Origin of the sequence: Streptomyces sp. SID5785 (assembly GCF_009870065.1) — a bacterium.
Lineage (GTDB): Bacteria > Actinomycetota > Actinomycetes > Streptomycetales > Streptomycetaceae > Streptomyces.
Genome location: NZ_WWIA01000209.1, coordinates 1 through 11,627, shown reverse-complemented (window position 1 = coordinate 11,627; position 11,627 = coordinate 1). Strand labels below are relative to the sequence as shown.

Sequence of the window (11,627 nt, the reverse complement as noted above, 5' to 3'; positions counted from 1 at the left end):
CCGCGACATGATCCGCCGGACAGGCCCTAGGGCCGTCGCGCCCGTCCGGCTGCCGTGTTCGGAGGGGTGCCGCGCGGTCGTGTCGCGCACGTCCGGTCGGCGCCCTGCCCGCCCTCCGGGCGGCGCTCGTTCTCGGGGCGGTCCGGAGGGCGGTGCTGGTCGCCGGGCGGACGTGCGCGGGGGCCCGCCTCCTTCGGCGGCGCGGCGTTCATCAAGGTTCTCGATGCAATTTCATACCTTCGCGAAGGTTCTGTTTTATGGAGTGCATGACCGAACCCACCAGCTCCACTCCTTACCCGGGGGAGGGCCGTCCGGCCCTGACTCCCGGGAGTCACGGGGCGAGCAGGACGCCGCTGGCCGATGCCGTGCTGGCGGTCGCCCGCCGGGACATCGCCTCGTTCCACGCGCTTCCTCTCTCGCACGGCCGGTCGATCCGAGACTCGCAGATCAGGGCGTCCTACGAGGCGCTGTTCGGCGCGGCACAACTCGCCTCCGACGTGTCCTACAGCGGCACGATGCTCGACTCGTTCTTCCGGCCGCGCGGCCCGCTCCGCGAGGCCCAGCGGCTGGCCGCGGAGAGCTTCGGCGCCGATGCGACGTTCTTCCTGTCGACCGGCACCAGCACGGCCAACCGGGTCGCCCTCACGGCGTTGACCCGGCCGGGCGGCCGCGTTCTGGCGGACCGCAGCTGCCACCAGTCGGTGCATTTCGTGCTCAACACCCTCGCCGTGGACGTGACCTACGCCGCGATGCAGAAGTGCTGTGACGACTGCCCCCGCAGCTTCGGTGACCTGCCGGGCCTGCTCGCGACGTTCCGCGCGGCGGTGGACAAGGGCCGGCCCTACGACACCGTCGTCCTGTCCGCGGTGTCGTACGACGGAGTCCGCTACGACCTGCCCACCGTGCTCGCCGAACTGGCCGCCGCGCACCCCGGGGTGTCGGTGCTGGTCGACGAGGCCTGGGGCGCCATGCACCGCTACCACCCCGAGCTGCGCAGACTCACCGCGCTGCACGCCGTGGAGAGCCTGCGCCGCGCCGGGGACCCCCATCCGCCGAACGTCGCCGTCACGCACTCGGCGCACAAGTCGATGTCGGCTCTGCGGCAGGGCTCGTACCTGCACCTGATCGGCGACGGCGAGGTGCAGGAGCGCACCGCGGGGGCGCTGTTCCAGCACCACACCACGTCGCCCAGCTGGCCGGTGCTCGCGAGCCTGGATCTGGCCCGGCGGCAGGCCGAGACCGAGGGCGAGCAGCTGCTGGACCGGTCCTTGAACCTGGCCCGCGCCCTGCGCACCGAACTCGACACCGACCCGCGTCTGTCGGCCTACCGGACCCTCGGGCCGGAAGGCCACCTGGCCGATCCCGCTCTGCTGGTCAGCGACGACCCGACGCGGGTGCTCGTGGACATCAGCGCGCTGGGCATGGCCGCGGCCGACTTCCGCCGCATCCTCTTCGACGAGTACGCCCTCTACGTGGCGCGGGAGAGCGGCGACGCCGTGCTCTTCCACGTCCACATCGGTGTCGACGAGGCCACGCTGCTCCGGCTCCTCGACGCGCTGCGCACCATCCAGCGCACGTACCGCGTCACGTCCGAGGCGCTGAGACAGGGCAGTTCGGACCACTTCATCATCGCGTACCCGCCGGGCATCCCGATCACCGTGCCGGGCGAGCGCCTGTGCGACCGGACCCTCGGCGAGATCGACGCACTGCGCTCCAGCGGCTGCGAGATCTACACGCTGCACCAGCCCGGATCGTCCACGGCCGCCTACGGGGTGCCCGCCGGGCCGGCCGTCCCCGCCTCACCCGCCGTACCCGTTTCCGCACCTGCCGTTCCCGTTTCCGCCGGAAGGAAGTGACAGCAATGATCAAGCTCACGGATCTGCGCAAGCACGCGGAGCACCGCTCCGGACATGTGGCCCTTGTCGACGGGGAGGTCCGCCTGACCTGGGCCAGCCTCGCCGACAAGGTGGTCAGAGTGGCCACCGCGATCGAGGAGCGGCTGCCCGACATACGACCAGCCCGCGCCGTCTTCGTCGCGGAGAACCGCTGGGAGCTCGTCGTCGCCATGGCGGCGGTGTCCTCCCTCGGCATCCCGTGCGTCGGGCTCGACTACACCTCCGGTCCTGAGGCGATCGCCGGCGCGCTGGAGCAGCTGCGCCCGACCGTGGTGATCAGCAGTGGGCAGCAGCGCGCCGCGCTGACCGAGGCGGGCTGGCCCGAGGGCCGGGAGCTGCTCGACATCCGGCTGGACGGCACCGATCCGGACGACCGCGTGGGCGTCGGCTTCACGGACCTGCTCCGGAGCCGGCCGGGTGAACCGAAGCCGGTGGAGCAGCCCTTCGAGGCGTTCTCCTTCACCTCCGGCACCAGCGGCGTGCCCAAGCTGGTGATCCGACGGGCCTCGTTCGAGGCGCGCCGCTTCGCCGATCTCGTGGACCAGTACTCCTTCGACGAGGATGACGTCCACCTGGTGACGGTGCCGCTCTACCACGCCTCGGGACCGGGCTGGGCGCGGATCTTCCTCGCCCTGGGAGGAACCGTCGTCCTCGGCCCGTACGACGACACGGACGCGCTGATCCGGCTGATCCAGGACGAGGGTGTGTCCACCACGCTCATGGTCCCGCCGGTCCTCAAGCGCGTGGTCGCACACCCGGCGTCCGAGCACCTGCACAAGACGTCCCGGCTGCACTTCGTGCTCTCGGGGGGCCGCCACCTCAACCGCTGGGTCGTCAACAACACGTGGGACCGCCTCGGCCCGGTCCTGCACCTGTACTACGGCACGACCGAGACCGGCGTGAACGTCATGATCGGGCCCGAGGAGCTGCACGTGGCGCCGTGCCGGTCGGGCCGCCCGATGCCCGGCAACACCGTCGCGGTCCTCGACCCGGACAACCGCCCCGTGCCCAAGGGCACCCGGGGACGCGTGGCGATCGCCAGCTACCAGCTGATGGACTCCTACGCCTCGGCCGAGCCCGAGTTCCTCGACCTCGACCACGGCGGACGCACCCAGCGGTTCCTGCTGACCGGGGACAGCGGGTTCATCGACGAAGCCGGCCGTCTCGAACTCACGGGACGCAACGACGGCGTCTCCAGGGCGGTCGAGGGCAAGCCGCTCGACGTCAACATCTTCGGCCTGGAGAACGACCTGATGGACCTGCCCTGCGTCCGCGAGACAGCCGTGCTGCGCACCAGGCTGCAGGACTCGGGCGAGGAGGTCCTGATCGTGCCGTTCGCGCCGGTCTCCGCCGAGCGGCTGGAGACGGGGCGGCGTGCGGTCGCCGCCTCCTGCGCGCGGCGCGTGCCGTGTCTGCCCGCGTATGTGATCGCCGTCGACGCCATCCCGTACAGCCCGACCGGCAAGGTGCGCGCCGGGCACCTGCTCCGGACGGTGCTGCCGTCCGTCCTCGCCGAGGCCGCCGCCCGCCTCGCGGAACCCGTCCCCGCGTGACCGCTGCACCCCGCAGCGCTCCGCATCCGATGTCCCCCACCCCGACAGGAAGAGTCATGAACGAGCAGAAGAACTACGGCCGAGGCGTGCTGCTGTGCCTCCTGGCCACCGTGTCCTGGGGCGCGATGTTCCCCCTCATGGACGTCACCCTGAAGCACATCGACCCCTTCACCTTCACCTGCATGCGGTACGCGATCGCCGGGGCGATGTTCCTGGTCTTCCTCCGGGTGCGCGAGGGCACGGCCGGTTTCCGGCTCAAGGGCGAACGGATCGGCCTCGCCTGGCTGTTCGGGACGGCGGGCTTCGCCGGATTCCAGTTCCTGGTGTTCTTCGGGCAGGACCTCATCGGGGCCCGGGGCGCCCTGAACGCGTCGATCATGATGGCCACGATGCCGATGATGGGCTTCCTGGTGAACTGGGTCCTGCGCAAGGTCGTTCCGCCGAAGGGTGCGCTGGCGTTCATCGGCATGTCCTTCGTCGGCGTCCTCCTGGTGGTCTCCGACGGCAGCCTGACCTCGCTGTTCTCGCACGCGTCGGACCTCGGCCCGGACGCCCTGCTGCTCTTCGCCGCGCTGTGCTGGGTCATCTACACCTCGGGCGCCTCGTACTTCCCGACCTGGTCGCCGATCAAGTACACGGCCGTCACCACGGCTCTCGGCCTGGTGAGCGCCACCGTCATCACGGCCGTCATCCTCGCCACCGGCGGGGTTCCCGTGCCGAGCGGCGACGCCGTGGTCACGGTCCTTCCCGAGCTGGCCTACATGAGCATCATCGCGGGCTTCGTCGGCGTGCTCGGCTGGAACTTCGGCAACAAGTACCTCGGCCCGCTCAACGGTGTCCTCTTCATGGACGTCGTTCCGGTGACGGCGTTCATCATCTCCGCGCTGACCGGCGTGATCCCGGCGGGCATGCAGGTGGTCGGCGCCGCCCTGACCGCGCTCGCCCTGGTGCTCAACAACGTGTACCTGCGCCGGGTCGCCGCCCGCAAGGCGGCGGCGGAGGCGGCTGCGAAGGCCGCGGCCGACAAGCCGGTGGACGCCGCACCGACCAACCCGGAGCAGCCGGTGCTGGTGGGGGAGACCCGCTGACGCACCGCGGCTGACACGCCGCACCACACACCGGTACGGCCGTCACGGGGCACTCTGCCCGTGGCGGCCGTACCGGTGTGACCGCGTGGTCCCGCGGGCGCCCGTCATCCCGTCAGCAGGACCCCGCCGTACGCCGCCCCCGCGACCAGGATCCAGGAGGCGAGGCCCAGCAGGGCCGTGCGGGCGCCGCCCGAGCGGGACAGGGTCGGGAGGTGGACCGCGGTGCCGAGGCCGAACAGGGCGGCGGCGAGGAGGAGTTCCTGGGCGGAGTCCGCGGCGTTCAGGGTCGCCGTGCCGAGCAGGCCCGTCGTGCGCAGGGCGACCATCGCGAGGAAGCCCGCGACGAAGAGGGGGAAGAGCGCCGGACGCGCCGTCTTCTCCGAGGGCGCCGCGGGGTCCGTGGGCGCCTGGCGGGAGCGGCGGCGGGCCAGGGCGACCCCGGCGACCAGCGGGGCCAGCATCGCGACGCGGATCAGCTTGACCAGGACGGCCTCGGTCAGGGCCTGCGGCCCGGCGGTCTGGGCCGTGGCGACGACCTGGCCGACGTCGTGGACGCCGGCGCCGACCCAGCGGCCGAACTCCGTGGGGTCCAGGCCGAGCGGGCCCCGCAGCAGGGGCAGGACCGCGATGGCGAGCGTGCCGCACAGGGTGACCAGGGCGATCGACGACGCGACCTCCGCCTCGTGCTGCTCGTCGTCGGCGTCCTTGCCGAGGGCGCCGCTGACCGCGCCGATCGCGGAGGCGCCGCAGATGGCGTACCCCGTGGCCACGAGCAGCGACCGGTCGTCCGACAGGCCGAGCCGGCGGCCCAGCCACTGCGTCCCGAAGAACGTGATGAGGACGACCCCGGCCACCATCAGGAGGGCCTGCCAGCCCAGGCCCACCACGTCGCCGAGGCTCAGTTTGAGGCCGAGCAGCACGATGCCGAGCCGCATCAGCCGCTTGCCCGCCATCGACAGCCCCGGTCGGCCCACGCCCCGTACCAGCGGCGCCGCCCCCGGCAGGTGCGCGGCGACGACACCGAGCACGACGGCTGCGGTGAGTGTCGGGACGGCCGGCACCAGCGCGTGCACCCCGTAGGCCGCCGCGACGCCGGCGGCCGCGAGCGCCAGGCCCGGCGCGAGGTGCGCTCCGGGTACGGCGACGGCGGTGGCGCGGGGGGCGCTGCGGGGCGCTGACGTGCGGCGCGAGGGGCCGATGAGAACCATGGCTCCCAGCCTGCGCCGGGTCCGTGGCGCCGACTAGACGCGATCTTGTGAGGAGGTCATAGAGTTCGGCTATGGGGTGTGGGTTCGGCTATGACCCGTTCCGGGTCAGGTGAGGGCAGGAGGAGTGCGGTGGTGAGCGCGGAGGGAGAGCCCGGCGGCGGTAGCGGCAGTGGTGGCAGTGGTGGCAGTGGCGGGGCGGGCGGTGGTGACGCCGGTCCGCGTCCGCTGCCCGATCTGCACGCCCTCCACTTGCTGGTCAGCGTCGCCGAGACCGGGAGCCTCGGCCGGGCCGCCGCGCGGCTGCGCATCAGTCAGCCCTCCGCCAGCGCCCGCATGCGCACGCTGGAGCGGCGGCTGGGGCTGCGCCTGCTCGACCGTTCCACCTCGGGGTCCCGGCTGACCCCGGCCGGTGCCGTGGTCGGCGACTGGGCGCGCTCGCTGCTCGAGCAGGCCGAGGCGCTCGTCGAGGGCGCGGCCGCGCTGCGTTCCCGGCAGGACCACCGGCTCCATGTGACCGCGAGCCTCACCATCGCCGAGGAACTGATGCCGGGCTGGCTGGTCGCCCTGCGCGAGGAGGCTCCGGGTACGCAGGTCGGGCTCACCGTCACCAACAGTTCCGGGGTCATCGAGGCGCTGCGCCGCGGGAGTTGTGACCTCGGGTTCGTCGAGGGGCCCTGGGTTCCGGACGATCTGCACCGCACCGTCGTCGGCCGGGACCGGCTGGCCGTGGTCGTGGCGCCCGGCCATCCCTGGTCGCGGCGGCGCCGCCCGCTGAGCGGCCGCGAACTCGCCGACACCCCGCTGCTGTTGCGCGAGCCCGGCTCCGGCAGCCGCGAGACCCTGGAGAAGGCGCTGCGCCCGTACGACGGCGTGGCCGTGCCGGTGCTCGAACTGGGCTCGACGTCGCCCCTGCGCAGCGCCGCGGCCCGGGGCCTGGCCCCCGCGGTGCTCTCCGCGCTGGCCGTGCACGAGGACGTGGACCACGGGCGGCTGGTCGAGGTGGAGGTCGACCCGGCGGTCCCGTTGCGCCGGCTGCTGCACGCGGTGTGGCTCAAGGGGCACGAACTGCCGGAGGCGGCCCTGCGGTTGCTCGGGGTGGCCCGGTCGGCGTGACGTCCCGGTGGCCACGGCCGGCCCGCCCGCCTCGGAGAGGCCACCGGAGAGGCCACCGGAGAGGCCACCGGAGAGGTGACCGGGGAGGCGCCCGGGTGGCCGTCAGAGCGGGCCGTCAGAGCGGCGAGTCGGTGACCTTCAGGAACACCGTGCCGCCGTCGCGCACCTTGTCGAGCTGGAACACGACGCGGGCGTCGTTGTCCTCGAACCAGTGGTAGTTGAGGACGATCGTCTTCTTGCCGCCGATCGCGGGCGGTGCGACGACGTCCCAGCACTGCGGCGACGTGCCCACGGGCTTGCGGAAGATGCCGTCGGCGGAGTGCTCCTGCTCCCAGGCGCGGAAGGTGCCGAGGTAGGCGGGGGCGACGCCGTTGCGGACGAGTTCCTCGCGCTGCTGCTTGCCGCGGGCGGTGTCCTCGTCGTCCATCGCGTCCTTGTAGTGGTCCACGAGGGTCAGCATGTCGCGCTGTTCGGCGGAGAGTCCGCCCGGCAGGGCGCCGTCGCCGCAGACGTGTTCGTAGTCGGCCGAGGCGCCGTCCGACGTGCCGTCGGAGGAGCCGTCCGAGGGGGCGGCGCTGGGTTCCGCCGACGCCGATCCCGAGGACGACGAGGAGGGCGACGAGGCGGCCGGGGACGGGCTCGACGCGGCCTCGTCCGTCTGCCCGTCCTCCGGGCCACAGGCGCTCGCGCCGAGCACGATCAGCCCCGTGACCAGGGCGGCGGCGGCCGCGCGGGCGGTGCGGCGGGCGGGGGCGGTACGGGAACCGGGCACGGTCATGGTCGTCACTCTCCTCCGGGCCGTGCGGCGCAGCCGCGGCCCCTGCATGATCGGGGACACCGGTGAGGATGCCGCCGCCCGTGCCGCCGGTTGCGCGGATTCTGCTCTGTGACGGACGTGACGAATCCGCTACCCGGCCCGCGGCGCCCACCACGTGCCCGCCCGCCCCATGTCCACAGCGCCGCCCGGCACATGCCCGCCCGCGCCACCCCCTACTTGGCATCCGCGTAGCACTCCACCGCCGCCACCGTGAACGGAAACCGCACCGGCGTCTCCCCGAACGTCAGGCGGCCCGCCGTCGCCGCCGCCCGGTCGATCGCCTCGGTGACCCGCTCGACCTCCTCCTCGGGGCAGTGCACGATCACCTCGTCGTGCTGGAAGAAGACCAGCTCGGCGCGGAGCGCGGCCAGGTCGGAGCGGAGCGCGGCGAGGAGCAGCAGGGCCCAGTCGGCGGCGCTGCCCTGGACCACGAAGTTGCGCGTGAAGCGCCCGCGGGCGCGGGAGTCGGTCGAGGAGGCGTGGCCGTACGCCGGGTCCGGGGTGTCGTCCTGCGGCAGCCCGGCCTCCTGCGCGTCGGCGGCGTCGCCGGTCACCGCGGGCGGGCAGGTGCGCCCCAGCCAGGTGCGCACGAGGCGCCCCTCCTCGCCGGCCCGGGCCGCGTCGTCGACGTACGCGACGGCGCGCGGGAAGCGGCGGCGCAGCAGGGCCAGGTTCTTCAGGCCGTCGCCCGAGGTCTGCCCGTACATGGCACCGAGGACGGCGATCTTGGCCCGGTCGCGGTCGCCGGAGAACGCGCGGTCCGAGATCGCCTGGTACAGGTCGCCGGGGCGGGAGGAGACCTCCATGAAGGCGGGGTCCCGCGAGATCGCGGCGAGCACGCGCGGCTCCATCTGCGCCGCGTCGGCCACGACGAGCCGCCAGCCCGGGTCGGCGACGACCGCGCGCCGGATGACCTTGGGGATCTGGAGCGCACCGCCGCCGTTGGTCGTCCAGCGGCCGGAGACGGTGCCGCCGGGCAGGTACTCGGGGCGGAACCGGCCGTCGCGCACCCAGTCCTGCAGCCACGACCAGCCGTGCGCCGTGTAGATCCGGTACAGGGTCTTGTACGCGAGCAGCGGGGCGACGGCCGGATGGTCGAGCGACTCGATCGCCCAGCGCCGCGTCGACGTGATCCTGATGCCCGCCGCACCGAACGCCCGCACCACGTCCGCGGGCAGATCCGGGCGCACCCGTCTGCCGAACGCGGCCGACACCTCGTCCGCCAGCTCGGCCAGGCGGCGCGGCTCGCCGCCGCCCGCGTACCGCTCGCCGAGCAGCTCGTGCAGGACGGCGCGGTGCACGTCGGCCCGCCAGGGCAGGCCCGCGGCGTGCATCTCGGCGGCGACGAGCATCCCGGCCGACTCCGAGGCCGTCAGGAGCCGCATCCGGTCCGGGTGGGTGGCCGCCGCGTGCCGGCGCTGCTGCTCCGCGTACACCTCGAGGAGCCCGGCCAGCGGGATGACCACCGGCGGGCGGGGCTCGAAGAGGGAGGACTGGGAGCCGGGCGCTGCCATGCGCGGTGGCGGGTCCGTGGGCACCGGTGCGTGGTGCAGCCGGGCCAAGGCGGCGGCCGCGGAACGGGGCTCTCCGTGCCGGCCCTCGCGCCCGAGCAGCAGATTCTCCGCGGCCTCGATGTCGTAGCAGCGCTCGACGCGGACGCCGGCGGCCAGCAGCGCCGGGTACACGGCGTGGGTGTCGCGCCAGACCCAGCGCGTGACGTCCGGCCGCGACCGCACGGCCGCGGCCAGGTCGGGCTCCCGCACGACGGGCCCCGCGGGCAGCCCGTCGTCGCCCAGCGGCGCGAGGTCCGCGCCGCCGGACTCGGTGGGAGCGAGCGCCCAGCGTCCGGCCGGTCCGGTCATGCAGCGAGTCTCACACCGGCCACTGACAATCCCGCCCGGCACCGCGCCCGCGGCCCCGCCCTGGGATCATCGGGGACGGCACACCACGGGACGAGGAGACGGAGACACGGCATGAGTGAAGGCACCGTCGATCGCGCCTTCGCCACGGCTCTGTACGGAACCGACGGCGACGTCGACACGGGCGCCTCCCTCCTCGCGGCCGACCCGGCGTCCGACACGGAACTCGCCCTGCGCGGCCAGGAGCTCGTGCGCCGCGCGTGGGAGCGCGGCTGGCAGCCCGCCGACCTGCTGCGCGCGGTGGTGCGCGAGACGGCGCACGACGCACCGCACGTCCGTCTCGTGGCGCGGCTGATCCGCGCGGAGACCGGGCGCTACGACGTGCTGCCGCCGCGCTGGGCCGCCCAGCTGGACGCCCTGCCCGGGGACGGCGGCGCCCCGCGCACCGACCGGTTCTCGGCCGCGACGACGGCCCTGGAGCTGTACCGGCTGCTGCTGCGGCTGCCCGCGCTCGAACCGGCCGGTCCGGTGCCCGGCGAGGCGCTGACGGTGCCCGTGGCCGGTGAGCCGCGCGCCCTGGCCCGGATCAGGGCCCTGCTCGCGAAGGCGGAGGCGACCGGGTACCCGCCCGAGGCCGAGGCGCTGTCGGCGAAGGCGCAGGAGCTGATGGCCCGGCACTCGGTCGACGAGGCGCTGCTCGCGTCCCGTACGCGCGCGAAGGACGCGCCCTCGGCCTGCCGGATCGGCGTCGACGCGCCCTACGAGACGGCGAAGGCGGTGCTGCTGGCGGCGGTCGCCGGGGCGAACCGCTGCGAGGCGGTGTGGAACGGCACGTTCGGCTTCTCGACGGTCGTCGGCTTCGCGTCGGACCTGGAGGCCGTCGAGCTGCTCCACACGTCGCTGCTCGTGCAGGCCACGGCGGCGATGACGCGGGCCGAGGCGGAGCAGCGGGCGGGCGGCCGCAAGCGTACGAAGTCGTTCCGGCAGTCGTTCCTGGCCGCGTACGCGCAGCGGATCGGCGACCGGCTCGCGGCGGTGGCGGGTGAGGTGACGGAGGAGCGGGGCGAGCTGCTCCCGGTGCTCGCGGCGCGCGAGGTGGCGGTGGCCGGGCGCACCAGGGAGCTGTTCCCGCAGACGGTGACGACGCGCATGCGCGGGGTCTCGGACGAGGCGGGCTGGCACGAGGGGCGCTCCGCGGCGGACCGGTCGCGGCTCTCCTGAAGCGGGCCGGGCGAGCCGGCCCGCACCCTCTCGCTCCGTCCGGCTCTCCCTCCCGTCCCTCCCGAGAAGGCTCTCGAACCCGCTGGAATCGGGAAAGTCCGCTTTCGTGCATATTCTGGCGAGGTGAGCTGGTTCCGGGCGCTGAAGGACACCACGCGCTCGGGGCTGAGCGTCGAGCGCAAGCGACTCGAGCCGCTGATCGCGGTGCGCGGTGCCGCCGGGCTCGCGATCGTCATCGCGATGAGCCTGTGGCTGTTCGGGCCCGTGGTGGCGGCCGGGTCGGCGTTCGGTGCGTTCCAGGCGGCCATCGCCACGTTCCAGCGCAGCTGGCGGCCGCGCCCCGAGCTGGCCTTCGCGTCGGGGGCGAGCCTCGGCATCTCCACGTTCGCCGGCTACCTGACCGGTTCGCATCTGCCGCTGTTCCTGCCGCTGCTCGCGGTGTGGACGTTCGTGGCGGGCCTGGCCTGGGCCGCGGGGCCCACGATCGGCCTGATCGCGTCGTCGAACGTCGCGATGATGCTGGTCACCATCACCCTGCCCACCTCCGTCGCCGAGGCGGCCGCGCACGCCGCGATGATGGTGGTCGGCGGGCTGGTCCAGGCGGCCCTGGTGTTCCTCTTCCCGGTGCGGCGCTGGGGCGCGCAGCGCGACGCCCTGGCCGACGCGCTCGCCGCGGAGGCCGACTACGCGCGCAGGCTGCGCCACGACCCCGTCGCCCCCTTCGACCCCGAGCCGCTGATGCTGGCCCGCAGCGCCGCCGCGCTCACCCCGCGCCAGGCCCGGACCCGGCCCGCCCAGCTGCGCGGCACGCGCGGGCTCGCCGAGCGGATCCGCCCCGTCCTCGCCTCGCTCGCGGACCCGGCGGTCGGCGCC

At 74.1% G+C, this 11,627-nt stretch carries 9 protein-coding genes; 6 read left to right on the top strand and 3 right to left on the bottom strand.

Translation table 11 applies throughout. The features are described 5' to 3' along the window. Nucleotides 1-266 precede the first annotated feature (266 nt). From GTW43_RS06445 to GTW43_RS06435, 3 genes are read left to right on the top strand one after another with little or no spacing between them, the layout of a single operon-like run. On the top strand, nucleotides 267-1,856 hold the full coding sequence (locus tag GTW43_RS06445; protein ID WP_161300656.1) for an arginine decarboxylase: 1,590 nt from the start codon (nucleotides 267-269) through the stop codon (nucleotides 1,854-1,856). Between the two features lie 5 nt (nucleotides 1,857-1,861). After that, on the top strand, nucleotides 1,862-3,448 hold the full coding sequence (locus GTW43_RS06440) for a class I adenylate-forming enzyme family protein (protein ID WP_161300655.1): 1,587 nt from the start codon (nucleotides 1,862-1,864) through the stop codon (nucleotides 3,446-3,448). Between the two features lie 56 nt (nucleotides 3,449-3,504). Next, on the top strand, nucleotides 3,505-4,536 hold the full coding sequence (locus GTW43_RS06435) for a DMT family transporter (protein WP_161300654.1): 1,032 nt from the start codon (nucleotides 3,505-3,507) through the stop codon (nucleotides 4,534-4,536). 104 nt (nucleotides 4,537-4,640) lie between these two features. Here the strand turns inward: GTW43_RS06435 and GTW43_RS06430 are convergent, their stop codons facing one another. Further along, nucleotides 4,641-5,744, bottom strand: a complete 1,104-nt coding sequence (locus GTW43_RS06430; protein WP_161300653.1) for a putative sulfate exporter family transporter — start codon at nucleotides 5,742-5,744, stop codon at nucleotides 4,641-4,643. A 132-nt stretch (nucleotides 5,745-5,876) separates the two neighbouring features. On the opposite strand from GTW43_RS06430, the gene GTW43_RS06425 reads away from it, so the two are divergent. Next, nucleotides 5,877-6,857, top strand: coding sequence for a LysR substrate-binding domain-containing protein (locus GTW43_RS06425; protein WP_343245921.1), 981 nt, complete (start codon nucleotides 5,877-5,879; stop codon nucleotides 6,855-6,857). Between the two features lie 115 nt (nucleotides 6,858-6,972). On the opposite strand, the gene GTW43_RS06420 is transcribed toward GTW43_RS06425, so the two are convergent. Together GTW43_RS06420 and GTW43_RS06415 are read right to left on the bottom strand one after the other, a co-directional pair. Further along, entirely contained in the window at nucleotides 6,973-7,635 is a 663-nt protein-coding gene (locus GTW43_RS06420) for a hypothetical protein (RefSeq protein WP_161300651.1), read from the bottom strand. Between the two features lie 212 nt (nucleotides 7,636-7,847). Next, the gene (locus GTW43_RS06415) at nucleotides 7,848-9,536 is read right to left on the bottom strand and encodes a bifunctional 3'-5' exonuclease/DNA polymerase (RefSeq protein WP_161300650.1); all 1,689 of its coding nucleotides are present in this window, start codon (nucleotides 9,534-9,536) and stop codon (nucleotides 7,848-7,850) included. A gap of 111 nt (nucleotides 9,537-9,647) precedes the next feature. Here GTW43_RS06415 and GTW43_RS06410 point away from each other — a divergent pair, with 111 nt between their 5' ends. Continuing rightward, nucleotides 9,648-10,754, top strand: a complete 1,107-nt coding sequence (locus tag GTW43_RS06410) for a DUF2786 domain-containing protein (protein WP_161300649.1) — start codon at nucleotides 9,648-9,650, stop codon at nucleotides 10,752-10,754. 123 nt (nucleotides 10,755-10,877) lie between these two features. Next, nucleotides 10,878-11,627, top strand: a 750-nt coding sequence (locus GTW43_RS06405) for an FUSC family membrane protein (protein ID WP_343245920.1), incomplete at its 3' end; no start/stop codon positions are given.

Excerpts from the sequence above, each read along its gene's own strand:
- GTW43_RS06445 (WP_161300656.1), top strand. The coding sequence starts at position 267 with ATGACCGAACCCACCAGCTCCACTCCTTACCCGGGGGAGGGCCGTCCG.
- GTW43_RS06440 (WP_161300655.1), top strand. The coding sequence starts at position 1,862 with ATGATCAAGCTCACGGATCTGCGCAAGCACGCGGAGCACCGCTCCGGA.
- GTW43_RS06435 (WP_161300654.1), top strand. The coding sequence starts at position 3,505 with ATGAACGAGCAGAAGAACTACGGCCGAGGCGTGCTGCTGTGCCTCCTG.
- GTW43_RS06430 (WP_161300653.1), bottom strand. The coding sequence starts at position 5,744 with ATGGTTCTCATCGGCCCCTCGCGCCGCACGTCAGCGCCCCGCAGCGCC.
- GTW43_RS06420 (WP_161300651.1), bottom strand. The coding sequence starts at position 7,635 with ATGACCGTGCCCGGTTCCCGTACCGCCCCCGCCCGCCGCACCGCCCGC.
- GTW43_RS06415 (WP_161300650.1), bottom strand. The coding sequence starts at position 9,536 with ATGACCGGACCGGCCGGACGCTGGGCGCTCGCTCCCACCGAGTCCGGC.
- GTW43_RS06410 (WP_161300649.1), top strand. The coding sequence starts at position 9,648 with ATGAGTGAAGGCACCGTCGATCGCGCCTTCGCCACGGCTCTGTACGGA.